Origin of the sequence: Bacillus sp. FSL K6-1012, from assembly GCF_037964915.1 — a bacterium.
Classification (GTDB): domain Bacteria; phylum Bacillota; class Bacilli; order Bacillales; family Bacillaceae; genus Bacillus; species Bacillus halotolerans.
This window is the reverse complement of record NZ_CP150175.1, coordinates 1,829,128-1,854,214: the sequence shown is the minus strand read 5'-3', so window position 1 is coordinate 1,854,214 and position 25,087 is coordinate 1,829,128. Positions and strand designations below refer to the sequence as shown.

The following is a 25,087-nucleotide window of genomic DNA, read 5'->3' as shown; positions in this document are numbered from 1 at the left end:
TTAATCCAGCTTGATGATTTCATCAATATAGGTGTATGTTGCATTCGATGCGCTTTTTGCAAACAGCCCGAGTGCAGAGATATTTCCATTTGATCGAAAAACAATCTTTCTATCTCCTGTTGTACCGGCTACAGGGCAGCTTTTATAGGTATTCTTTATAGGCCGGGCGCTGGCAGGCAATGTCGCAAAATCAACGCCGTCTTTTTGCGGAATGGTAACTCGCCCTCTCACAAAAAGAAAACCTCCCTGTACTGCAAATTGTAGACGATAGTTGCTGTCAGGGTTCTTTGCGCCATTCTTTAAAGGCAGGTCTGCCCAGGGCAGCTTTCCACTTGCTGAAATCTCTGACCAATCGCCAACATTCCCGTCATTTGTAACAACTCGGGTTAAAATTTTAATTGGCCGCGCTGTTGCGTTCCTGGTTAACGTTTGAATGACTGATCCGGCGCGATCTGCTGGCGCAATGTTTAACCACCATCCGGCGTTACCGCTGTCCGGATGATCCGAAAGCGTTTTTGTTTCTGTCGTAAGCATATAATAAAAACCGGGTTGCCTAAATTCTTTTAAGGACTTTAAGCCGTCTGGAAGCCGCTTTGAATAGCCATTGTTTTGAGTGAGTTTATACCCTTGATACCCTTGGGCTAGGTCAATACCGAATTTGGCTGCATTCTCTTTAGAATGGTAGGCGTATACCTTGGCAAGTCTTTTTCCGACGGCTCCCGTCGCCACACCTGCGAAGAGTGATTTCTTCCCTGTCTTCGGGTCCTTGTATAAAAAGATTGACTCAGGCTCTCGGAAACCATCTTCGTATTTGCCGTCTGGCCCATAGCCAAAATCACAGGAGATGCGCTTTTTCAAGCTTCCATCCTTAAAGCTAAATTGCGTGATTTCACATGGATACGTTTTGTTATTGGTGTCCCCGGTGTACCAGTACAAATCATATCCGTCTATTGTGAATCCTTGGAGATAAAACAAGTCATTCGGAATGATTACCTTCCCCAGCACTTTATTTACGCCGTTTTTTACATCACTTAATTTCCTGAGCTCCACCAAACTATTATCGTCTTGTAATCTGATTCGGAACGCAATAAAGCCATTTTCTCTATCAATCACAGGAATCGTATAATAATCGTTGAATTTGTTATAGCGTTTAATGCCTCCGCTGCCGCCGTTCAATGTGGCCCCTGCCGTATAAGGAAAACGCACAAGATCGTTGCCAACAGTGTTTCCGTTTGAATCTACAACATTATAGTTGGACCAGATATACACTTTCCCGTTTTCCCGTTCCAATCCAATTGTGGTGCCGTGACCACCGTGAATGAGCGTCATGCTGTCCAGCATCACCCCGTTTTTATTCATCCGGGTAATGGTGAAACTTTCACTTTTATCTTGGTTTCCGCTGGCAACCTGCGTGGCGTAAATATCGCCAGTCATTTCATCAATGACAAAACACTGCAGCACCGTTTTATCTGCTAAATTCAAGTTTGTATGATAAACCGGCGGAACGGTTGTAAAGTCAAAAGACAATTCCTTCTGAATCATTGAATCCAAGTTTTCGAGATTAGTTTCGTTTGCGACAAGGTGATCACGTAAAGACGGATAGACTTTCCCTCTTTTATCTACACGAGCATCTATGGTTTCTTTTATATTGGTCCCATCTGCTTCTAACACAATGTTGCGGAGCCGCGCTTTCGCTATTTCAATTTCCTCGTAAACTGTCAGCCCACTGCCATGGGCCACCTGGGAAGATGTATGAGCAGTCACAGCCGATTTATGATTGGCAATGGAATTGGATAGTCCATTTAATCCATTTTCAATGCTTTCCAGGTCATCCCGCTGCTGCGCAAGATACAGTGAATCTTTTGTAGAATCATAATCTTTTATTAATCTGATCACCATGAGATCACTCTCCTTTCAAGAACAACACAAAAAAGCACCCTGGTAAGAGTGCTCATATCATCATTCTTAGTTTTTGCATATATCGCTTTTGATCTTTCAATCTCTTCTCTTGCTCCATCCGAATGTCTTGAATATCTTTTCGGAAATTGGCAAATGTCAGTGTCGGCTTTGCGTAAGGATTCAATGGTTTATATTGAATGGCCAAAAGACGGACATCATCTTCGTAAGTCACGCCATATGATGTGTCAGCCAAAATATGCAGTGTGTCACCCTTCCAGAAATCCTCTTGTATCTTTAAAAGCTTTGGCTCGTAGATGTATTCATAATCTACTTCTATTTCCGTCTGTGGATATGGATTGACGTACTTTTTCAACGCGGCTAACATACTGGACTCTTTTTTATATTTTTCATCCCGCAATGGTTCCGCCCATCTTGGCATACCATCAATCAAAAATTTATCTTCGTCAGGATGCTTGTACAATACCGGTTCAAAAACATACTCCGTTTTTTTGCTGTCTGTGCTGCTGTTTTCTTTAATTGCACCAAAACCCCTCGCTCTTGTGGAACACCCTTGAGTAGAGGTTTTGATTGTGATACCAGGCATATTATATCGAGTATCAAGTGTATGATTTATTCGTTTGCCCATTTTCTTATACACGTAGACTTTATAATTATCGACATCTAATTCTAAACCATAGTCTTCCACAATTTCATCCATTAGATCATTTCCGAATCTGTCACCAAAATTCTCTTGTTCAACGCTAGAGAACTCACTTTCTTTGTCCATAAAGATGTACCTTAATTTTGTGCCCTTAAAAACAAAATCAAGCATCTTCCTGACGGTAAACGTCCCACTGATCGTATCTTCCACATAGTGATTGTTTAGTGTCACAACGTAGACGTGGCTTGCTGTTACTTTTTTCGAAAGCGTCCCTTCCTGGTTAATTTCAATATCTGTGATGAAATACTTTTGATGATTAAATTTTTTCTCATCAAGATAAAGAATGTTGTCATTCACAAGCAAGTCGTATTCTGTGCCATTATCAGCTGTCCGTGTAATCGTGAATTCAATGTCCTTTTTCCCTGTCGTATCGTCTAATAAGTCCGGGTCAGCGCCTATGACTTCAATAGCTTGTGAATCGTCCTGACTCGCCACATGCAGCTTTGGAAAATATACATCTTTAGGAAGGCTATGATTTAGCGTGATATCTTTTCCGTCATACTCTTTGCTCGGCAGATCTACGATCGGATCAGGATTACTAGGTTCATCCGGATTGTCGGGCAGCCCCTCAGTTGTATCGTATTTGGTTAATTTATACGTGAAAATAATGCTATTGAGCTTTGTTGCATAATTTGGATCAGTTGCATATCCAGCTTTTACGAGCGTAGCTGTAGCTTTTTGATAATCTGTCTCTCCGACAACCGCCCTGTAATGATTTTTATCCCAGCTTACACCATTGAGATACAGGTTAGCTAAGTCGTCAATCGACTCTTTCCAAGAGGGATATTTTCGAAACTTTGCCGGAACCTGAACATTTTCACCGTTAATGACTTCCCATGTCATCATTGTGACATATTTTCCCTTATACTCGCCTTTCATGCCGAATAGGTTGTGTCCTTTTGTTGCAAGTTCACTTGTTCCCCATGCACTCTCAAGACAGCCCTGGGCAATGATTAACGAAGCAAGAATTTGATGGTTTTTATAAACTCTTTGAGCGTCGGCGGCTATTTGTTTAATGAAATCTTCTTTAGCCAAAAAACCACCACCTCTTACAAATAATAAAGCCGAGTATCGAATTGGATTGTGAAGTCACTTGTGTTCTGAACTTCAAACTCATTCCATCCTATTTCAAGACTCGGCAGCCGGCCAGATGTTTTAATCGGCGTGTTATTAATGATTGTATATTGTTTGAGAAAAGAAACCTGCTGACTTTTCTTTAGTTCCTGTTCAATCGTAAGCTTTTCGTCATTTGTATGATTGATCAACGTTACATTTTTACCTGCAGCATTTAACAGGACATTGTAATCATGGTCCATTGGATTTAACTGTACGTCACCGGGATTAAACACAGAGAAACGTTTCTGATTCTTAAAAGAATAGTCCAACTGGTCATTAGACGGGATGTTCATACCAAAAGTCCGCTTTGCTCTAGTGAAATACTGCTTATCTTTTGTTGTAAAAGTTGTTTCCGCCATACCAGTAGTATTAGTGAACTCAACAGAGAAATCGTTGAAGGTTTTCTCCTTCTCTTTTGGAATGCTGAAATTCCCATCACACGTGACAAGGAAACGCCGATTCGGCCAAAGATCAGAAGAAATGTAATAAGGAAACGGCTTAACCAATAGGGCATATAGCTGATGCCGATACATATAAAAATTCTCATGCTTGAGCGCATTCAAATAAATCTCAACATTTATCTTTCTTTCCCCATAAGTCACATCGCGTGGATGTTGCGGCAAAATCTGACCGTGCCGCCGATGCATCGTAATTGTTTCTCTTTTAATATTTGGCGCTTCCGGCAAAAAGCTTAATACTTCAAAATGAGGGAGTAAGCTGTCAAGGCTCTGCTCCCCTAGTCCATTATTAAAATCAATAAACAGTTTTACCATGCAGGCTTACCCCCGTTTCTATAACGTTTTTTGTTATATCGGTCTGCACTGGTTTGATCCAGTCTTGTCCCGTCTATATACGTGTGATTGTCTTTCAAAACAAGCTGTTGCAAAAGCTGAATGTTTTGCTGAAGAGCATCTATTTGCTGGCTCATCATGCTGATTTGCTTCTCTTGATTCTCAACCACACGGCTCATGTCAACATTTACATTGGTCTGTGGCGCTTTGTCAGCTGTAGCCATTGAAGCTTTTTGAAGCAACACAAGGGCTTTTGAAATCATCCCTTGTTGAAGTGACGGAAGAACACCAAGCTCACGGCCTACTCGCGCCCATAAACCGATGTTACGTTCCCGATACGTCGGGTCTGTTGTAATCGTGGTCTCATCAAAGCCCCGTTCGTTTAGAATCGCCCATTTAGAGCCGCCGCGCCCTGGTGAAGTTCCTCCTTTTGCGTAACCCACATACGGGCCGCCGCGAGCCATTGATTTCAATCCTGGATGATTGGAAATATCCCCATAGCGACCTTTAATGTAATTGATTGCAGCCAAAATGTTATCTACCGGATTCAAAATGTTATTGTGTCCAGGAAACGCATTGGATGAAAACGTACTTGGAATTGTCTGCATCAGCCCACGAGAAGGATGACCGGCTCTTGCATTTGAGTCAGTAAGGTTTATTGCATTGGGATTTCCGCCAGACTCTTTCATTGCAATGGTGATCAGGCCAGGAACCCATGAAAATGGTACGCCAGCAATGCCAACAGCTTCCGCTACCCATTTTTGAACCTGGGCAGATCCTGTTGCTCCCTTATATGCATCTGCTGTGAAAAGCCCGGCATCCGGAAGAATGCTTTTTAAAAACTGACCAGCTCCATTTTTTAATGTTTGGAGGATACCAGTTCCTAGTGAGTCCACACCTTTGCCTGACTTAAAAGGGATAAAGCCTTTAAACAAGTTCTTAATCATTTTTTCAGGACCGTTCAGGATCATTTCCATAGCACCCGAGGCAACATCTTTCGCTTTATTGACAACGCCTTTCCCTGCTGAAATGGCTCCTTTCACAAGCTTTTTTGAGCCATTAAGGGCGTCTTTGAAGAAGCTGCCGACACCGCCTGCATAACCAGGAAGACCGGTTGCCATAACTTCTTTTGACTGACTATGTGGGAGAACCGATGTACCACGCGGTAAATCCCAAACCTGCGGGCCGCCCATTCCAACCACATACGTTCCGATGCCTGGTGTATGAGCAAGCTCAAATCCTTCTTCACCGACTAATGCCCTTCCACCTGGATGAAAGTCTGTCCCTTTTGCATAGGCCCTGCCTGGCGCTACTTGCATTTCAGAGTTTCCGCTGTATCCTTTAGGCTTCCATTCAGGAATTGTAGGAATGTGCATGAACTCAAGAACAGTATTGATCCCGCCGGTAATTTTATTGACAACACCTGCTAGATCAACGAGAAAAGTATCCCATTTCCCGAGCACTTCCCCAGTCTCCCAATCTACTTCTTCTAAATGCCCGGCAGCCTGCATTTTCGCTTCACTGACTACGCCTTTATGAGTTTTTTCAGCCTGTTTCACAACCTGATCTTTTTGGCTCTTCGCAGAGCTAACTGTATCATCATGCTGTTTTTTAGTGATTGAACCCTTGACGTAATACTCAAGATCAGCGTTTTTCACCACTTCTTTATATTGCTTTTCAGCATTTTTGACCACATTGTCTTTTGCTTTTTTGCTGTTTTTAACTGTGGCAGCTGCTTCTTTTGCAGAAAGTTGAGTTTTGTTGTCTTTTAATTTTCCGGCGATAATTGTCTGCTCCTCTTTACTTTTAGTAAGAGCAGATTCAACATGGCTATTCATTTTCTTTATAATCTGTTCTATTTCCTTACGTTCGCCATCTGTAATATCTCGGTGATCTTTAGCAGCATTTTCCCAAATCTTTTTGATGCGCTTAGTATATCCGGATATTTCTTTATGCTTGTCCTTATTGTTGTCTTTGATATTCTGTAATGTTTCTGTCTTCTCTTTCTCTGACATTTCTTTATTAGAAGCATAAAAATCACTTAACACTTTCAAAGATTTATCAGTGCTCTTTTGATAGCCATCAAGAATGGTTTGACCCATCTTTTCATACTCACTGGACATGTTATCAGCGATTTTTTTCGTGATCTTTTTGTTGGTTAAATAGTAATAATTCAGCTTGGCACCGACTTTGGTATTCATATCTTCATAGGCATTAATCGCTTTTGAAGTAGATTCAGAAACCTTATCACCAAAGTCGATTGTTGCCGGCAGCACCCTTTTTTTCAAGTTGTCATAATACTTAAATCCCGCATCAGCTAGAAGGGTGACACCAGTAACAGCTATTCCGATCGGTCCCCCAAGTAAACTAAGTCCACCGCGCAAAAGACCAACAATCCCGGCACCTTTTTTTAGAATGTTAAAAAGACCAAACCCACTTTTCGCAAGCTGCATAAACCCGCCAGCGCCTTTTACTGCATTCACTCCAGCTTTGATGATCCCTGAACCGAACTTAAGCAGTTCAGGAGCAAAAGAAAGGATTAATCCGGCGATCGTTCCAACTGGTCCGCCAAACAAGCTCAAGCCAAGGCCTGCTACACGGGAAGCGCCACTAAGGCCACTCATCGCTCTTGCGCTTCTGGTTGTAGTTTGTTCAAGCCGTCCTACCCTGGTTGTGGCAAGTGCAGAGGTTTGATGGAAACGGTCCATTCTTGTGGATGCTGCTGCCGCCGCTGTTGAAGTGACAGCCATCCCCGCTGCCGCTGTTCTTGAAGCTGTTCCGGCTGCAATCGCCTCAGCAGAATAAACGGTTAGACTTGTAGAAGCACGGTTCACATTTCCAGTTAGATAGGCTCCTGCTGTGCGCAGCATATTCCACCCTGCAGCCATTTTAGGAATAGAACCTAATGTGAGCAGGAACGCACCGCCCAAGAGCGAGAACACAGTGACCGCTGCACCTGTAATGGCAATTGTGCTCGCGACAGAAGAAGGCAAGGAATCAAACCATGTGACAGCACTTGTAATGACGTCTGTTGTAGCACGTATCACTGGGATAAATTGATTTCCAAGTGTAATAACAGCGTTATTTGTGGCCGACTTTAGATATTCAAATGAACCGGCCAGGTTGTCCATTTGCTTATCAGCGATTTTCTCAGCTGTGCCGCCGCTGTTTTCCAATTCTTTTGTGAAGTCTTGGAGTTTATCCTTTCCAGCGTGCATTAAAGTAATGAAGCCTGATAGAGCATGCTGTCCGGCAAGTTGTTTGGCAATCCTGATTTGTTCTGTCTCCGTATAGTCTTTGGTTTTCTCGTTGATTTGCCCTATGATGTCCGCTAACGGACGCATTTTCCCAGTTGAATCCGTCACTTTAAGCCCCAGCTCTTCGATTGCCGATGCTGCTGGCTTTGGAGGCGCAGCCAAACGAGTTAATGTTGATCGCAATGCTGTTCCGGCCATATCAGCTTTAATTCCGCTGTTCGCCATGATCCCGGTTGCCGCGGCCAATTCTTCCATGCTCACGCCTGCGGTTTTTGCTGCCGGAGCCGCATATTTCATGGTTTGCCCAATTTCCTCAAGTCTAGCGTTCGAATTGGTAAACGTATAGGCCATAACGTCAGCAACACGGTTTGTGTCTTCTGCTTTGATATGGAACTCAGTTAGGATGTCTGAGACAATATCAGCTGTGACACCTAGATCGGTTTGTCCAGCTGCCGCAGTTGCCAATAAACCAGGCATTGCACCAATGATTTGATTGGTTTTATAACCGGCCATAGCTAAATACTGCATCCCTTCAGCTACTTGCCCATCAGTGTATTGTGTTACGGCCCCAAGATGACGGGCAGTTTCAGTAAGCGCGGCCATTTGGTCATCCGTTGCATTTGCTAACGCTGCAACCCGGCTCATTTCCTTTTCAAAGCTTGCTGCAGCCTTTACAGTTGCCCCGATGCCAAGAGCCCCAACAGCTCCTATAGCTGTCAGTGCTTTCCCTGTTTCGGTCGCAGAGTTATAGACAGCATTTAACTCTTTCGATACTTCTTGTGAATCTTTCTTGAAGACAGAAAAAACGCCTGCTGCTCGCTTTCCACTTGCAGAAGTATTTTCAAATTCTTTAGTAACCTGCTGCAGTTCTCTTCCTAAATTTTGATGAACAGCTATTGCATCATTTAAGCGCCGAGCTTGGATTTGTGTCTCGCGGTTGTCCTTTCCTTTTTGACGGGCCAATTCATCATATCTCTGACGGTGTTCTTGAACTAAACGGCCTTGAATCTTATATTTATTGTTTAGCCCTTCCATTTGCGACTGAAGGAGCTTCGTTTGGTCACCGGTATTTTTATAAATACTGCCGGCCGCCTTCATTTCTGAGTTTGCCAGGCGCATTTGCCTTTTTAGGCCTTCAATACCTCGATTAAAACCTGTATCATCAAGACCTACTTTGACAACCATGTTTCCTATTGGTTGAGCCATATGTAAACACCCCGCTTTCCTGGCATAAACTCAATAAAAAAAGACAGGTGAGAACCTGTCTAAAAGACTTGATCAATTGTTACCGTTTTAATTTTTGGTTTATTCTTTTCAGCCAAAACCTCTAAGTAATGGTAAATGTCCATGTTATCTATTTCAGTCATTTTCCACCCTTGTTCAAGCAGTGTGGAATAAATTTCATTTATTTGCTGGATTCCTCGTTCGTAGGTGTATTCTTCTCCGTCTTCTCCTGCAAAAAATCTTGGTCAAAGGCCTCGATTTCCTTATAACCGGCTACCTCTGAAAGAATACGGCTGACTTCTTTCCCGACTTCAAAAGACTCTAGTCCTTCGAACAATTTCTCATATGAGAATTGGTTTCTGAAAATCCTCACGATGAACTGCATTTGTTTTTCCAGTGTTTTAATGCTTTTTTCAAGATTATCTGCCGTTTTTTCTGCTTCTGCATTCAACCTCAGCGCTTCAAGAAGTGTCTTTGTATTTGTTCGCGGTGCAATAAAAGTTTTAAACTTTTTTTCGTCTTCAAACCACAATTTGATAGAAATATGTTTCTGAGCCATAATGACTCCTCCTTTTGGTTAAATAGATTTTATCTGAATAAAGAGAAGCTTTTCAGCTCCCCCTTTTATTTTCCAAGATCAGCACTTACATTTTCTTCTGTGTCTTGTTTATTTTGATAGGCATCCCCAAAAACTGCCTTATAAAAGTGATCTAGATCGAATTTCTCTCCATCTTCATCCGCAACGATTTTGAACACATCGTCCTGCTCTCTATCTACGAATTCGGCTGAAAGTTTGATCGTTTGGAAATCCGTTTTATCTTGTTTTGTTTTCCATTCATCACCCGGCAAAGAGAATCTCCCTTTTACCAAGCCCACATGACGAGACTTGCCGTTTGCTTTAGGTCCTTGGAACGTCATAGCAACCCATGGAGGAATGATATTTTTCTTAAACAAGTACAATCCGTTTTCATCCTGTTCAATTCCAAGTAATTTAGAGAGAATCTCCATTGGCAGATCCCGCATTTCAATGTCTAATTTAGTTGAACCAGTTGAAACTGCAAGATCGACAAGTTTGTCATCCGCATATTGTTTTTCTGTGGATGTTTCTGTTTCAACTTTCATATTAATTGCAAATTCGTAGTCAAGAATTTCTGTGGGAACAAAAAATTTACCCGCCTTTTTTAAAGGCGCAAATTTCACATTCTTCAAACCTGTAACTGAACTGTATTCAGGCATCTTAAGACCTCCAATTATAATAAAATGTTCGCTTCGAACCGATATCCTTTTCGAATAAGCCGTTCTTTTTGTAAAAATTCATTGATAGGGACCGTTGTCTGAAATTCCAGGCCGCCCATTACGTCCACAATAGGGGCAAAAATAGGATCGCATGAACTATTGTGGTATACATCAATCTGATAAACGGCGCTGTCTTGTATCGGCTTCCCATCAGCCCATTTAGTTGTCCTGTAGTCTATCTCCTGAACCACAATGTAAGGAGGAGAACTTCCAACCCCTTCTGGTACGGCCAGTTCATAAATATTTGCAGGATTAATCAATAATAAAAGCGCCGGATGGGTTTCCAGCGCTTCAAATATCTTGTCCTTTAATTGCATTGATCTTTCGATGAGGTTTAAAAGACTCATAGCTTATACCCCGCCTTTATGACCCTTTCCATAGCATCAAGCATCTTAACATTTGCCTGAATCATACTGTTTCGAATAAAAGGATTTGCTGCCTGATGAATGGTTCCAAACTCCGGCAAGTGAACACGGAATTTAGTATCCTTTGTTGGGCCGACAACCGCATATATTTCTCCGTCTTCATCTCGCTTTATCCTATTTCCTACAATAATGTCCTCGTCTATGTGAGGGTGCTTACCCCCAATAGCTGACCGCGGAGCATTATCATTGATTACTTCCGCCAATACAGCACCGCCTGCTTTTACGGTTGCTTTATGGATTTTTTCGTCCTTGCGGGCTAAGTCTGCGAATGTAGTTTCCAGTTCTTTAAACCCCTTCAATTCCAGCTCAAAATTCATCAGTTCACCACATTTGCTTTAATTGTAATGAAATGCCGGCGAGAATAGTTAGGCAAGATCGACTCTATTTCATAAGCTTTTCCACGAAAGATGATTCGCATATGCTCGTCTATGTCTTCACGATGACGAATTGTAAATTCAACTGTCTTTTCCTTTTGGATGGCAGCTGCAGCATAATATTCTCGGCCTTTTAAACCTTCAGCTTTAGCCCAGCATTCAATCACAGTTTGCCAACTTTCCTTTCCATCCACAGGGAGACGGCCAGCGGGCTTCTTTTTCTGAAATTGAATCCTGTAACGCATATCATTCAGCATTAGGCTTCACCTCGGGGACCGTATATTTCAATTGATTGATCATCATAGTCAGCACGCCGTCCAAATTGGATGTCGTGCCGGCAATCTCCCGGTTTTCATACCAATGTGTCACAAAAGCTTTTACACACATAGCTGCCCGTGCTGAGTTATTCGGAAATGTAAGACCGGTGGCAGTTGTAATATATTCTTTTGCAGATGCAATAAAGTCTAAAATCAAATCATCCTCCAGATCACCATCAACCCGGAGGAACTTTTTTGCCTTCTCTAATTCAATTTTTTCTTCTTCTGTCACTCGACATCACCTGTCTTTCATTCAGCAGAAGTGTTCGGTTTCAGCTCATCAATTTGTTTTTGAAGCCCATCTAATACGTTTTTCACTTCACTATTTAAGTGATCCATCATAACGCTGCCCGTTCCAATGTTAATGCTGCGGACTGATTTTTCCTGCAACATTTCATGTGATATGGATTGTTCACCGATAACAGCTGGATCACCCTTGTCACCCTTTGGACCTTGGGGACCTGGCTCACCTTGAGGGCCAGCATCACCTTTTGGACCTTGAGGACCAGTGTCTCCTTTGTCTCCCTTTGGTCCCTGCGGACCGGTATCCCCTTTAGGACCTTGAGGGCCGGGTTCGCCTTGAAGACCTTTTACATAGAGAGGATTTTGCTCGCTGTTGTCTGCGATAGAGACATCTGTAATCGGTTCCCCTGATCCGTTGTCTCTTGCTGATGTTTTTGCACCGTTACTTTCATTTAAAAAATCTGCCATGTTAGATCAATCCTTTCGTTTTTTTTATTTTCCTAAGTCCGCAGATTCAGTCGATGGTGTTTCCACTTGAGCCTCTTCTCCAACAACAAGATCAGTCACAATCATAGCTGCTTCTGGATCAACAACTTTACCGTCAAAACGCTCAATACCTCGGAAATATGTTTGATCAGTGAGAAAAGCATCCCCGCCCACATCAGTTGATTTGATTTCAAATTTTTGACGATCAAACATGAAATAGCCGCGTTTGAAATCACCAAAAAGAATGTGTGTTTTTTGTGTTTTTTCGTCAGTAACAATTTCGTCATAGACTTCAACTGGACGACCAAACAAAAGGAAATTGTCTTCATTTCTAGGGTCTTCAGCCAAGATACCTCTGCCGTTTTTATCCTCAATGTTTGCCAGCGTTTCAAACGCTTCTGTGTTCATCACCCATTTTGCATTTTTACGGTATCCTCGTTTAATCTGGTTTTTGACTTTCCGCAAGAACTTAATAGTGATGAGAGACGGTGCCTTGATTGACTTGAATTTCCCGCTAGAAATGATTCCTTCAACGTTCTTCTCGCCGCCTACTCCGTAAAAGATTTCATCATTTTCTGTTACGATAGCAGATTCAGAGAGCCAGTCCACGATCTCACGAACAAAGTTTACAAATGAATCATTTAGGAGCTCGCTAGGCGCAGGCATAAATCCGGCGAATTTCTTCACGTTATACCAGATTTGATCAAATTCCATGTTTTTCAGTTCTTTGATTTGTTCTTTCTCGGCCGTGTTATAAAGTTTTCCGGCCACACCCTTTCGGACTGTATAGCTCCCTGATGGAGCAGTTTTTGGTACAACGCGAACCAAATTACGTACTGAGTTTAGCTCCTGAATAGATTTCAGAATTTCTTTTGAAATATCATCTGGTACAGTGTATCCCCCGTCTTGATCACTCCCAGAAGACAATGAGCGATTTTCTTTTAAGACACGCTGCATCATACTTCTTTCTTCTTCGCCAAGATCATGGCTGCGTCCGGTCAGCACTTTAAACCAAGCATCCCGGTACTCTTTTGTGGCTGTTAAGATATTGCGCTGTTCGGGTTCTTCATCAGGCTTTGGTTCAAATTCCGGTACAAAGTTTCGCTCTTCACCCAATGCCGGCAGTTCCAAGCCACGCTCTTCTGACATAAGCTCGATTTGTTTTTGCAGCGCCTTGGCTTCATCAAGCATACTGCGGGCTTCTTCGGACTTCCCTTCATTCAGAAGAATGGATGCCTCTTGTTTTTTCTGTGTGAATTTTTGTCTCAATTCACGTTCTTTTTTCGTCATAGCAACTGTCATTCGTATTTCCTCCTTGAATTGGACATAAAAAATAGACCCTAAATTGTCAGGTCTAAAAGTTCTAGCTCCATTTTTAATTTTTCAATTGGGGCAGCACGCATTTCTTTTAACTCCTCCACTTTAGCCAAGCTTCGTTCACTAACAACGGCCTCCGTATCGCTATAGGCAGGTGTTGTGACCAGCGATATGTCAAAGATTCTATCTATAGCATTAATTCGCCGTTCATAAACTCCTTCTTCATCATTATGCTGCCACTCATCTGGCTCTCCATTTCTGTAATCCAAAGAAAAAGCAAAAGAACACTGATTAACGACTCCGCTTCTCACATTCACCATTAAATCCTTCGCGTATGACGTGTCTGTAGGGATAAAACGGAATTTGAGACCTATTGCATCTGTTTCTAGTTCCAGCCTCCCAACGTCCTCAGAAACGGTATTTCTCGCTAAGGGATAATCCTGACGGTGGTTAAAAAGAGCGACTACGTTAGATAGGTCTGTAGAATCCAGGGCATTCCGGCTAATGATTTCTTTAAACCATCCTCCCAACGGCTCGGACCATTTTTCAAATTTCAAAGCGTATCCCTCAATAAAATGCTTTTTCTCTTCGCCTTCACCGGCAGAACGCAACTCAATTTTCGTTGTCAGATGACGTACTTCCTTGTTCACTTTGGTTTTCACCCCCTTTAACTGATTTTGCTTTACTCATTTGATATTGCTCAAGCGTATCTAAGAAAGTGTAATTTAGAGAAACAAGATGACGGTCCCCATTCTCTATGGCATTTCTCTCCTCTAATGCTCGGATTTCATTAATATTCAAACCGCTGATCCGTTCCATAATTTCGTAATACTCAGCCCTTGATTTTGCATCACCACGTAATTCGCTATTAACATTAAATTTGGTATAGTACCCCTTTTTAATATCATCATCGGTAAACAGCTTAGTAATGAACTCTTGTTCAAACGATACTAACCACGGCTGAAGTGTATTTTTTACATATTCAATAGATTGATGCTCGATATTGCTAAACGTCGCCCGATCGAGCTCATTGATCTTATGCAAAGGGACTTTAAAAATGGAGGCGATCTGAGCCTTATTAAATTTCATTGATTCTACAAATTGTGCCTCTTGCAAAGGCATTGAAATTGATTGATAATCAAGCCCGGCATCAATAATGGCAATGTTTCTCCCTGCATTTACCCTGTCCCATTCTCTCCTTGCTCGGTCCTTCGCGCCTTCCTCTAACAAGGTAGGCACTTTCAGGATACCCCTGGGAGTCGCATCATTCTTATACAACTTTGCATTAAATTTAGTAGCAGCTGATTGAGCTCCGACTTGCTCTCTTATAACGCCTATTGGACTTTTACCGTTAATCCCGTCCTCAGTCATACCTTTGAAATGCAAAACCTCGTCAGCATACAATTCCACTCTTTTTGAATTAATGATGGTTTCATACCACAAAATTCCTGTATTCGGGTCCACATAGGGATGAGTATTGGCCGGATTTAACGGTAGCAAATCAGTAATAAAACCATTTTTATCAGGCTTTAAATACGAATATCCATTGCCCCAGGTACAAACATGGGTCATCATGAGCTTTTTCCAAGTGAAAGCTGTCATGTATTGATTCGGTTTAAGATAAAGTAATGAAGCAATTGGATGCTGCATCCCGCTTTCGATATTTCCATTAACCTTCTGGAATGTATGAATCGAAAGTTTAGCAATATCATCGGATAAGACATTCACACAGGAAAACACATCAGGATGAACCAGTGCAGTAGCTTCACTTACACGCTCACCGCTTGCCGTATTGGAACCACCAAACATATCAACTATCCACTCTGGTGGATCAGCAAGGTTCCAGGGGTCAGATTCGTTTGATCTTTTTGAAAACAATCCTTCTAAAAACAATTAATCACCCCCTTTTCTTGCTTAAAAGCGCAGCATAAAACATAAAAAAGACACCCGTCAGAATAAGACCGATGTTTGCGTTCAAACGATATGCAGCAGTCAGAACAAAAGCAGCTCCAATGATAAATAGAAAATCATTCAAAAAGAGTAGAAAGCCCTTCAATATTTTCTTCACTCTTACACCACCTTTAGAAAGAGAAAGAAGCTGACTGAATATAAGCATTTAAATCAACTTCATTATTAATCTGAGAAGCGCGCACATATGCATTAATTAAAGCTGCTGCCGGATCAATACGCTGAGTTGATTTGGATTTATCAAGCATGATATTCTCCTGGGCGTCCATTTTTGTTACCGCATTACCCATCGCCCATGTTAACAAATCGTTTTTAGGATGAATGATTTTTTTCGCCTTCACTTTAGCTCTAAAATCTTTTGTTGGTTCGGACAATGTCGCTACGCCCTGCCGTATTTCAACCATTGTGTATCCATCCGCTTCCATTTGCTGAGCAAACTGTGTGGCGTTATATGGGTCATAACCTATTTCCTTGATACGCCAGCCGTTTTCTTTCTCCATTTTCTTAATGTAGGCCCTGATATAGTCGTAATCAACAACGGCACCATCTGTTGTCGTTAACCACCCCTTGTTCTTCCACAAGTCATATGGGACGTTATCAGTCTTCATTCTTTCATGGAATGTATCCTCCGGCATAAATCCGTGGCTCTCTACAGCAAAACTGCCGTCATCTAACGGAAAAATAAAAGATGCTGCCGTTAAATCAATTGTTTTTGATAAGTCAATGCCGACATAGCACTCTCGGTTTTTCAAATCCGGGATTTTATCAGAACCGCAATCTGTCCAGGCTTGCATATCCATATAGCCGTTCTCCCGCATGTTAACCCAGATATTCATGTTCTTTGTCATGAAATTCCGCATTTTTTCCGGGACGGCAAGCGCGACCTCCAACTCTCCGCGCAAATAATTCAATCCATGCTCATTGGCAGCGACAATCGGGTTAGCTTTAATCCAGTTCTTTTCGTCCTTTACGTCATCACCTTTATCAAGCTCATTGATCATCACAAAATACTGTTCATTTTGTTCCACCTTATTCGGGTCCAATATGCGAGACACGTAATCATATTCAACACGATAAGCAGGATTATTCAATTCAAATCCGGCTGTAGTAATAATCAGCATCAATGGCTGAGCACGGGCAGCCATACCGGAAGCCAGGACATCATAAATCTCTGAGGTTTTATGAGCGTGGTATTCGTCGATAATGCCGCATTGCGGGTTAAAACCATCCCCTGTTTTGCCAGCATCCTTGGAAAGCGCCTCGATTTTAGATTGAGTTTTTGGATGCTCGATTTTTCCATATGCAATTCGATATTTTTTCTCCGGCTTGTTCAAAAGGTCAGCTTGCATAATCTGCGCCTTAATTTCATTCCAGCAGATTTTTGCTTGTTCCGTTTTTGTGGCACCAATGTAAACCTCGGACATATATTCATCGTTTGCCATTGCCTCATAAGAACCGACACAAGCCAGGCTCTGCGTTTTGGTGTTTTTACGGCCTACCTGCCAATAGACTTTTTTAAATCGGCGATAGCCGGTATCCTTATGCACCCAGCCGTACACATTGCCAAAGATGAATATTTGAATAGGCTCAGGCATAATGTTTTCACCCTGCAAAGGGCCTTTCGTATGTTTAAATTGGGTCATCCAGTAAAGAAACCGGCGGGCTTTTTCATCATCAAACACATAAGGAAACTCTCTTGTGCCTTCCCGACTCACATCATTTAAAAAACGCTCGCAGGCCCAAATGTGTTTTTCACACGCCATAATCTCACCCGATATCACATCGCGCGAGTAATCAATGAGAAACTGTTTGATTGTCTTCATACGTTTTTAAACTCCTTCTCCGCAGCCGTCTTTTCCCGCTCCTCCTGGGTACGGGTGATAGCAAGTTTTGCCCGGGCAGACGGTGTAAGGCCAAAGTCATTCGCTGCTGATTTCATTTGATCAAAGTAATTCTTTTGCCGCTTTAATAACGGATGCTCTTCACCGACTAGCTTAATCTGGTTGCCGTCTTCGTCTTTTCCTTCCGTATGGACCATGATCCCGTCTTCTTCAATAATTTTAGAAATTGATACATACTGCGAATAGGCATTACAATAGGCAGCCAACATGCTGATGTCCGCTTCCGTGATGATTTCAACTTCCGTTAATAGAGCAGCGACCCGTTTGAATTCTTTTTTCCCGACCTTATCCAACCACGTTGGCGGTTTTATATTATCGGATCGCATTTTCATTTTCTTCTCGTGCTCAGCCCGGGCGGCCAGCTCTTCCGTATTTTTTTTATTTGGGTTGCCCTGTATCAATTGAAGCGTCGCGGATTTTGCAGGCCTCGGCATGTTCTCACCTCATTTCACATCAAAAAATTGCATTTTTTGCTTGTTTTTTTCACCAATCGTGATACGATGGAATTAACAACAAAACCAGTCGTACCAAGCCCTCTCGGCAATTTCGCCGGGAGGGTATTTTGTTTTTCCGGAACTTTGAAAAGCGGTGTTTGTTTGCAGAAGAGGGGGCGCCGTTCTCCAAACATTGCTTTTCCAGAGATTTGGATAGGGGGGAGGGTCATTTTCACTTTCCGCCATGAACCTTGTTGTGACAGGCGTTACACAAGCTTACAAGGTTGTCCAGGTCTAATCTTTTCGCCCAATCTTCCTTTACTTCCACAATGTGATGCACCATGTCAGCCGGTGTGAAGCAATGATCTTTCAAACAATGCTGACAGAGATAATTGTCTCTTATCAAAGCAAGTTGTCTAGTTCGTTTCCAATCTGTTGATTTATAAAAACTTGTTGTTGTTTTGTTTCTTGAATGTTTGTTGTAATGTTTTGTTTTTTCTTGTTGATGCGTCTTGTGTGTGTCGCAGTATCGGTTGCGGGTGAGGCTGAGGCACCCAAGGGCAGCACATTCTCTTAGTGGTTTAGGAGGCATGTTGCTATTCACCTAATTTCCTTAATTGTTGGATGATCATTGTTCTGCATATTTATCCATTACTTGGACAACATAAAATTGTCCGCATACTACTTCTCCTCAATCCTAGTTTCAACTACTTAACATTGGTTTTAAACTGTAATCTCTTCTAAGCCCATTTTAAGGTGGTTGCACAGTCACCACATAGAAAGTATCCTATCTCAGTATTGTTATCTGTCTTAGAAGTAGTAATTTCATTTTAATACTCATTCAAAATAACCGCCCTTCCATTTAGAAAGGACGGTCACCAATAATACTCGTTTTTAATAAATATTATATTTCTCCACATCAGGGGCATTCCTACGCCCTAGACTTTTCCTCAATTTTGAATAACCTCTGACTATTTCTTGTACCAAAAGTATTTCTACTTTCACTTTTTCTTTAGTTATTTTATCAAACAAGTCCTTTTCTTCTTGTGTAGTGCCATCTTTTTTAGCATCTTCTAAATATACAAGTACCTTATATTCGCCAATTAATCTTAGTAATTCTGATGAAGCGAGTCCCTTGTCCGTTTCTTCAAGTTGCTCTATAAAAAAATCTCTATGTATTATACCTGCTTTTTCTTCACCATTTTTTGTAATAGTATGAGATATAACTGGGACATCTATAAATTTATTATCATTAGTCCAAAGCATTTCTCTAAATTTTTCTTGGCTGCAAATTAATTGATAAAGAGGAGCATAAACACCATTTAAACTTCGTTCGGCCCACTCTCTATCTTTCTGATTACGATATGAATTAGCCCCGGTAACAGCTCCGTATAAAACTCCTAAAGCTCCTAATAAACTAATTAATATGTTCCAATCAAATCCTTTGTCTACTAACTCGACTAAAATAGGGTACATCTTCTAAACCTCATTCTTCATAATTTGTATGATAAAAAGCACCCTGTAGGATGCTTTTTTTGTTCAAAGAAATTATTAAAAATCTAATTTACCTGGGTTCTTGTACTTGTTCAGAATTTTTTCGATTGTGTCTGTAGCAACTTGTATTGCTGCGTCTTTATCATTGTAAAAAGTCAGCTCAACTCCAAAAGGCTTTAGTTCATCAGAACCCGAATGCAACTTCTTGAGCAAATAAGATGGTACTTCACTCCAAAAAGATTTATTCTCTTCAATGTGAAATGCAAATGCCGCATTTTCCCCAGGTACATCAATAATTTCTATTTCAGCCGCATGTATTCCACGAAAGCGAAATATATAATTTTCTTTTTTATAAACAAGGCTGCCCTTTTCATGTGTATATGGGTAATTACTCATTATGTCACCTCCTCTACTTAACTTATCGACGAAAAAGAATTCATTTTAATCATTTGCAGAATTTGTCGAATGTTTGTCAGTACAAGTACATAGTAAGGTTTAAAGATTCCATTTGAAGAAATACAATAAGTAATAAGAGATTTTTTACTTTCGAAATACTTTTTGTAATTCTTCAATAATTTCATTTTGCTCTTTTTGGTTTCTGTCAACAGCTGTGTTCCCTTGATCGCTTGCAAGGTTCATGATTTTCCTTATTCTTCTATGAGTACACATTCTTAATATTTTTGAAATCTGCTTAACTGGTTTACTAAACTCCTTCAAGTGCTGGTTGTTGAATTGTAAATTAGTTTCTGTTATATGAAAATTATCAAAAAAATCTTGACTTACCAAAATAGCACCAGAGATTTGATCTTCTGTTTCCTTTTTTTCAAAGACTATTTCCAAAACTCCTGTTTTCTCAGGTTCTAGAGTTACTAATGGTTTAGATAAGTAATGTTGATCTCCCTTTTTATTTCCACCTCTTACGGTGATAATTAAAAAGGTTTTTAAAGCTACCCCTTTTCCATAGTTCTTCACTTCAAAAGAAATAGTAACTTTTTGATTCTCGAGTCTCTTTTTTATATTGCTAGCTATTAAACGGGGAGCATCGTTAATTTGAAGATTTTTACGTGTTAAGAAATAACTAGATAAAGATATAAGAGCTGCAAAACTACTTATAATGAGAGGTACTATAGCCAAATTATTCATCCTTTTTTTATTCATTATACATAAAAAAGGAATTAAGAAACAATAACGTCCTCCCTATTGAAAAAACAGCCTAATAATATTGTTTCTAACCTCTCCCGGCACTCATACTGTTAACTGCCAATAGTCTATCCTAGATTTACCGGATGCAGTTTATAGAGAACATAAAATCAAGGGGGATTAAGACTGTTTATAGGTTTCCCTTCCCCCTGAAACGTTCCTTTCCTCCAATGCTCATGTGCACCTGAACCAGTGGTATGCAACTACCCAAATAAAAAAGCACCCCGCAGGGTACCGTTATTTAATCCAATCTCGGACTTCTTTTATTGTTTTGTAAGCTTTAGACCATGTCCCATTTTCTTTTAAATAGTTTTCGCCTTTCTCCGTTAATTTAGGCGCAAGTAGGTCTGGACGATCCTCAAGTGTCTTTATTCCAATTAAATAGCCTTCACGACTCAAGAAGTTTACTGCTCCATCGAATTGTTCTTCGGTCACTCCAAAATCCATTTCAGAAAAAGTTGTATTCCCCTCCGAGATTTCTTTAGCTATGACATATCTTAATTTTTCTTTATCCACTATCCTCACCTCTACCTAATTATCGGTGAAAGTAAAGAATAAAGGAACAATTTGCAGAATTTGTCGAACTTTTTGTGCTAGAGTACCTTTAATCGGAGTATTACTTTAATACATGGTTCTATTAGCGACAAATCAAAAAGCGACCCCACATTAGCAGTGTCGCTCCTAAATTATTACCTATTACCATAATAACTCACCTTACACAAAATGGTGTGCCGTTATATTGCCATCTTTGTGCCGTTTGTCTGCCAATTTCATATCTTTGCTGGAAATTCGTATAAAATCCTTAACAGCATTTCGGTAAACGCCAACACATCTTCAGCATCTTTCTTAGTTATATCAGGCAATTCATGTGTTGCCTCATTACCCTTCTTTCGAATAATATCCCCCCAGCCTTTTGAGTTTTTGGGGATATAGCCTTCTGTATCAAGATAACCAACATAATAATAAAAATTTTTATCTTCTTGAGCGCCTAAATGTACTGCAACGTTCATTAATATTTTTCTAGCCAGAAGGACAGAGGCTGTATACGCATTTTGTGAATAACACTCTCTTATTTCTGTATAAATTTTATCGATTTCTTCTGGAAGATGATCAACACTTTTACCTTTTCTTGGAGGAGGAACTTGCTCCTCTCCTGAATGAGCTAAAAAAGTTGGGAAATTACAATTAGGGCAAATCCCTATAACGTATTCCCTATAAAACTCTTCTTTACAATAGTATCCTCGGTTCGGAGCCACCTCCTTATCACAATAACCACACATATACGAATAACCTTCCAACACTGAACAATTTTCCCATAAACCAAGTAGTCTCATTATTACACTCCTATGTAATTTAATGGATTTATTATACCACATGAATTACCCATATGTTTTATACTGTGCAACTCGTCGAACTGAGTCAACCCCTTGTCCTCTCTGTTTTTAACCAATATCCCTAAAATGAATTACACACCTGTTATTTTTGAGGAATTGGCGAAAAACACAAAGAAAAAGGCCCATCCTTGTTGTTTTGGATGAGCCTGGTTATATTTTAAATTTCTTCATAGCGTTGTTCATGGCGTCTTGATTGATTCCGATGTATCTGAGGGTTGTCCGTTGGTCTGAGTGATTAAATATCTCCTGCAACATAGCCACGTCCTTCGTTTGTTTGTAAAAGTGATAGCCAAATGTTTTCCTCAATGTATGCGTGCCGATGTCATCTAAACCAACATACTCAGCAGCCGTCCTGAGAATCTTGTATGCCATTGATCGGGATATTGGTTTGTTGACTCCTTCGCGGCTTTTAAAGAGAAACTCATGGTCCTCTTTCCCCTTGACATAGGCCTTAAATTCTCTCTGAAGAGCTGGCGTCATGTCGATTCTCTTTTTCTTATTCGTTTTCTTCTCTATGAGATTGAAGTATGGCCGTTTAGCATCTCTTACTCTCAGCTGCAGAATATCCGATATGCGGAGCCCTGAATTGATACCGGTCACAAATAGCATGTAATTCCTCATGTTTTGCTCTTTTAAAAACCTCTTGATGTAGAAGATACATTCCGGGTCACGTATAGGCTGAACAAAATTCATTAAGAAGCTGCCCCTTCCTTGTAGACTTCTTCTCTCAGAGCAAATGCCAGTCGATATAGAGCCTTTGCCTTCACACGATAATAGCTTCGCTGGCTCAGATCCATTTCTGCATATACTTCATAGTCGTACATTTCTTCTGGCTGCATATAGAGCATGACAATGATCTGCCGTTCTCTTTGAGAAAGCCGGTTAACAGCCCTTTGAATCCTTTTTAAGAATTTGTCACGCTGAATCTCCCAATCAAGGCGCTTTAATGCTGCATCTTCCGTCGATGAATGAAATTCATTCGTTAAGCTCGGCGGAACAATGCTGTAAGTTGGTGTAACCTTTGGCAAAAAATCATCTGGCACCTGTAAGAGATATAACCGGTATTGATCCAGCAGCTTCTCTGCTTTTGATTTAGTTGCTTCTTCGTCAATCTGAGGAATGTTTAATGTTAATTGATTCATATTTTTACCCTCCCGTTTATTTACGTCTTAAAGCCCCGCCTTTGCCTCTTTTCAATGTTTGCCTATCTTGCCGGCCGCCAAAACTATTCAGATCGCTCCTGCGCGTTTTTATTGGGCTTTTTCTTCCTCTTCTTCATGCCATCCATCCGCTCAAATAAAAACGGACACCAACCAAAGCACAGATCTTCTGTACAGTGATTAGTGTCCGCAGGCTTTCCATCTTGGACTACTCTATTCCATTTTGTTTATATTTGACTAACTTCCACTCATCAGTCATATCTCTAGGATGTCTATTTTCATTCTTTTCCTTATCTTGAAAACATCTAAGTTTATCTTTAAACTCTACTAGTATTTCATTATAAATTTGGTTCTTTAAAGGCAAATATTTACCTTTAGCTCCGCAAGCTAATATTATGATTTCACTATTTTCACATGCTTTTTTTATATACTGTTTATTAAGTTCAATAAACTCTTTTGAATTTGTCACCAATGCTTCAGGTTTTTTAGACATGAATGGAAATAGGTTCACAATCTTTAAAGAATTATAATCTTCAAGGATCACAAAATTAGTTACGTTCATTACTGTCTTATCAGTTATTAACTCATTAGCTTTATGGGGGTTCAGTAATATAACAGTTGCACTTTTATTAAGTGTTGTTGTTTTTGTAATACTCCATTCTTTTTCCAGTAAAAACCTATATCGTTTACCATCCTTCTCTAAATAGTATGAACGATTTGTAATTTGACTTTCTGTTTTTTTAATTTTCGGTAGAGTCGTTTCTTGACGCAGAATGATTTTCAACCCCCAGCTACTATCATTTCTTTTTTCTATATCTTATGAAGATCTTAAAATAAGCTACAACCGTGAATGAAAAATTGCCCCGATCAAAGCAGATTTGCTATCATGGCCGGCCTGTACCGTTGTGTTTAATCCCTAAGGACACCGAAAAAAACAGCGGTATATCTGTAGTTCTGTGTCCGCAGACTTTCCATCCTAGACTAGGACTATATTTATTTTTGCAATCCTTAGATTAAGAACTTTAAAAAGTTTTTCCTCTCTATACCCCAGAAAAAATATCATAGGAATTTAAAAGATATCCTAATCCAATATCTATACCTATTAGCTGTAAGTCCCTTTTTCTTTGATTATATAATTTTTCTAATAACAATTTTTTATCTTCAGAATTTGAATAATGGATTTTCCTATGACAATTAGGACACAATGATACAATATTATTTACTTTGTCTAAATTAACCTCAAACTCATGTTGCATATGCATCGGAATTAAATGATGGGCTTCCATAAATGGATTTTTACTAGACTCTGAAAAAAATGTTTCATGCGAAGCATCAATCTCGCATTTGAATTTAGCTTTTTTGATTGCTTCTTTGGCTTTCTTTGGATTTCTCGGCCATATCTTCTTACCATTTATTTTTTTGGGTTCTTTCCTTGGTTCTGGAACGTCATCTGAATGAACAACAATCTTAGAATAATCTGAATCTATAGCTTCCTGGTAGCTATCAATTATCTCATCGTCTTCAGAAAGAAAAAAGTTATGATTAAGGTCATAAATCAGCTCCCTTAAATCACTGTATCTATGCATTTTGGTATCTAATAGGTCTTTTTGAATGTTATTAAAACCTTGAGGAGTAAAGTTTGATTTATAGCCGAAGAAACGTGCAAACCTCTTTGTATCAATATTCACTGGTTCCAAGTCTTTTATAAAATAGATATACTCATAGGTTTGGCCTAATTTATTAGATCCCCATACTTCTTGTGCTAATAGATGATTTCTTGTCTTTGCAAAAATTGTCCCGAAATAATAGAAAACTCCTTTAGAATAAGCAAGAATTTTGTCTCCTTCTTTTAATTTATTCCAACGACTAATATTACTTTTTCCCGGAGTTGCTCCCCACATATAAACATATTCATCAGAATTGTTCATTTTTAATTTATTAACAACTTCATTATTCATATATTTTAATAAGGGTTTGATGTGATATGAATTTTTAATAGTATCAAAAAAATGTTTTTGTGCTGCTTTATCACTTGCTGTGAAATAGTAGAGCATTTTTATCCTCCTAAAA

General features: G+C 40.2%; 27 protein-coding genes. All 27 read right to left on the bottom strand.

All coding sequences use genetic code 11. The features are described from left to right. Positions 1 to 1,899 (bottom strand): teichoic acid biosynthesis protein, encoded by a 1,899-nt coding sequence (locus tag NSS75_RS09635; protein WP_339237213.1) that lies wholly within the window; start codon positions 1,897 to 1,899, stop codon positions 1 to 3. A gap of 52 nt (positions 1,900 to 1,951) precedes the next feature. After that, positions 1,952 to 3,655: a phage tail spike protein gene (locus NSS75_RS09630; RefSeq protein WP_339237210.1), complete on the bottom strand. Its 1,704-nt coding sequence runs from the start codon at positions 3,653 to 3,655 to the stop codon at positions 1,952 to 1,954. A gap of 14 nt (positions 3,656 to 3,669) precedes the next feature. Then, entirely contained in the window at positions 3,670 to 4,509 is an 840-nt protein-coding gene (locus tag NSS75_RS09625) for a phage tail domain-containing protein (RefSeq protein WP_339237207.1), read from the bottom strand. After that, entirely contained in the window at positions 4,503 to 8,990 is a 4,488-nt protein-coding gene (locus NSS75_RS09620; RefSeq protein WP_339237204.1) for a phage tail tape measure protein, read from the bottom strand. Before NSS75_RS09620 ends, NSS75_RS09625 begins: the two co-directional genes overlap by 7 nt. 199 nt (positions 8,991 to 9,189) lie before the next feature. Continuing rightward, positions 9,190 to 9,567, bottom strand: coding sequence for a hypothetical protein (locus NSS75_RS09615; protein WP_339237201.1), 378 nt, complete (start codon positions 9,565 to 9,567; stop codon positions 9,190 to 9,192). Positions 9,568 to 9,632: 65 nt separating this feature from the next. Next, positions 9,633 to 10,244 carry a major tail protein gene (locus NSS75_RS09610; protein WP_229147544.1) on the bottom strand — a complete coding sequence of 204 codons (612 nt, stop codon included), beginning with the start codon at positions 10,242 to 10,244 and terminating at the stop codon, positions 9,633 to 9,635. Positions 10,245 to 10,258: 14 nt separating this feature from the next. Further along, positions 10,259 to 10,651: a hypothetical protein gene (locus NSS75_RS09605; RefSeq protein ID WP_339237196.1), complete on the bottom strand. Its 393-nt coding sequence runs from the start codon at positions 10,649 to 10,651 to the stop codon at positions 10,259 to 10,261. Continuing rightward, entirely contained in the window at positions 10,648 to 11,046 is a 399-nt protein-coding gene (locus NSS75_RS09600; protein WP_339237193.1) for an HK97-gp10 family putative phage morphogenesis protein, read from the bottom strand. Before NSS75_RS09600 ends, NSS75_RS09605 begins: the two co-directional genes overlap by 4 nt. Then, a complete protein-coding gene (locus NSS75_RS09595) occupies positions 11,046 to 11,360 on the bottom strand; it encodes a phage head closure protein (protein WP_339237190.1) in 315 nt (104 codons plus the stop codon). The genes NSS75_RS09600 and NSS75_RS09595 overlap by 1 nt, the downstream gene beginning before the upstream one ends. Beyond that, positions 11,350 to 11,652 carry a head-tail connector protein gene (locus NSS75_RS09590; protein ID WP_326980335.1) on the bottom strand — a complete coding sequence of 101 codons (303 nt, stop codon included), beginning with the start codon at positions 11,650 to 11,652 and terminating at the stop codon, positions 11,350 to 11,352. Before NSS75_RS09590 ends, NSS75_RS09595 begins: the two co-directional genes overlap by 11 nt. Positions 11,653 to 11,669: 17 nt before the next feature. Next, positions 11,670 to 12,131, bottom strand: coding sequence for a collagen-like protein (locus NSS75_RS09585; protein WP_046160659.1), 462 nt, complete (start codon positions 12,129 to 12,131; stop codon positions 11,670 to 11,672). 24 nt (positions 12,132 to 12,155) lie between these two features. Continuing rightward, the gene (locus NSS75_RS09580) at positions 12,156 to 13,451 is read right to left on the bottom strand and encodes a phage major capsid protein (protein ID WP_339237178.1); all 1,296 of its coding nucleotides are present in this window, start codon (positions 13,449 to 13,451) and stop codon (positions 12,156 to 12,158) included. Between the two features lie 38 nt (positions 13,452 to 13,489). Beyond that, complete coding sequence (locus NSS75_RS09575; RefSeq protein WP_101514172.1) at positions 13,490 to 14,116, bottom strand: HK97 family phage prohead protease; 627 nt, start codon at positions 14,114 to 14,116, stop codon at positions 13,490 to 13,492. Beyond that, a complete protein-coding gene (locus tag NSS75_RS09570; protein WP_339237166.1) occupies positions 14,079 to 15,359 on the bottom strand; it encodes a phage portal protein in 1,281 nt (426 codons plus the stop codon). Before NSS75_RS09570 ends, NSS75_RS09575 begins: the two co-directional genes overlap by 38 nt. A gap of 4 nt (positions 15,360 to 15,363) precedes the next feature. Next, entirely contained in the window at positions 15,364 to 15,534 is a 171-nt protein-coding gene (locus tag NSS75_RS09565; protein ID WP_162868971.1) for a hypothetical protein, read from the bottom strand. A gap of 13 nt (positions 15,535 to 15,547) precedes the next feature. Next, entirely contained in the window at positions 15,548 to 17,257 is a 1,710-nt protein-coding gene (locus NSS75_RS09560) for a terminase TerL endonuclease subunit (RefSeq protein WP_339237163.1), read from the bottom strand. After that, the gene (locus NSS75_RS09555; protein ID WP_339237161.1) at positions 17,254 to 17,769 is read right to left on the bottom strand and encodes a phage terminase small subunit P27 family; all 516 of its coding nucleotides are present in this window, start codon (positions 17,767 to 17,769) and stop codon (positions 17,254 to 17,256) included. Before NSS75_RS09555 ends, NSS75_RS09560 begins: the two co-directional genes overlap by 4 nt. A 232-nt stretch (positions 17,770 to 18,001) precedes the next feature. Continuing rightward, positions 18,002 to 18,361 (bottom strand): HNH endonuclease, encoded by a 360-nt coding sequence (locus tag NSS75_RS09550; protein ID WP_339237158.1) that lies wholly within the window; start codon positions 18,359 to 18,361, stop codon positions 18,002 to 18,004. 302 nt (positions 18,362 to 18,663) lie between these two features. Next, on the bottom strand, positions 18,664 to 19,245 hold the full coding sequence (locus NSS75_RS09545) for a hypothetical protein (protein WP_339237156.1): 582 nt from the start codon (positions 19,243 to 19,245) through the stop codon (positions 18,664 to 18,666). A gap of 75 nt (positions 19,246 to 19,320) precedes the next feature. Next, positions 19,321 to 19,659 carry a hypothetical protein gene (locus NSS75_RS09540; protein WP_038458292.1) on the bottom strand — a complete coding sequence of 113 codons (339 nt, stop codon included), beginning with the start codon at positions 19,657 to 19,659 and terminating at the stop codon, positions 19,321 to 19,323. Positions 19,660 to 19,803: 144 nt separating this feature from the next. Further along, positions 19,804 to 20,397 (bottom strand): hypothetical protein, encoded by a 594-nt coding sequence (locus tag NSS75_RS09535; RefSeq protein WP_339237152.1) that lies wholly within the window; start codon positions 20,395 to 20,397, stop codon positions 19,804 to 19,806. 303 nt (positions 20,398 to 20,700) lie between these two features. Then, a complete protein-coding gene (locus NSS75_RS09530; protein WP_339237149.1) occupies positions 20,701 to 20,979 on the bottom strand; it encodes a YjcQ family protein in 279 nt (92 codons plus the stop codon). A 254-nt stretch (positions 20,980 to 21,233) separates the two neighbouring features. Continuing rightward, the gene (locus NSS75_RS09525; RefSeq protein WP_339237145.1) at positions 21,234 to 21,797 is read right to left on the bottom strand and encodes a DUF4145 domain-containing protein; all 564 of its coding nucleotides are present in this window, start codon (positions 21,795 to 21,797) and stop codon (positions 21,234 to 21,236) included. A gap of 210 nt (positions 21,798 to 22,007) precedes the next feature. After that, complete coding sequence (locus NSS75_RS09520; RefSeq protein WP_339237142.1) at positions 22,008 to 22,550, bottom strand: site-specific integrase; 543 nt, start codon at positions 22,548 to 22,550, stop codon at positions 22,008 to 22,010. Next, the gene (locus NSS75_RS09515; RefSeq protein ID WP_338444376.1) at positions 22,550 to 22,999 is read right to left on the bottom strand and encodes an ArpU family phage packaging/lysis transcriptional regulator; all 450 of its coding nucleotides are present in this window, start codon (positions 22,997 to 22,999) and stop codon (positions 22,550 to 22,552) included. The genes NSS75_RS09520 and NSS75_RS09515 overlap by 1 nt, the downstream gene beginning before the upstream one ends. 226 nt (positions 23,000 to 23,225) lie before the next feature. Next, positions 23,226 to 23,801 (bottom strand): DUF1643 domain-containing protein, encoded by a 576-nt coding sequence (locus NSS75_RS09510; RefSeq protein WP_338444375.1) that lies wholly within the window; start codon positions 23,799 to 23,801, stop codon positions 23,226 to 23,228. 256 nt (positions 23,802 to 24,057) lie between these two features. Next, positions 24,058 to 25,071: an HNH endonuclease gene (locus NSS75_RS09505; RefSeq protein ID WP_339237138.1), complete on the bottom strand. Its 1,014-nt coding sequence runs from the start codon at positions 25,069 to 25,071 to the stop codon at positions 24,058 to 24,060. Positions 25,072 to 25,087: the final 16 nt, after the last annotated feature.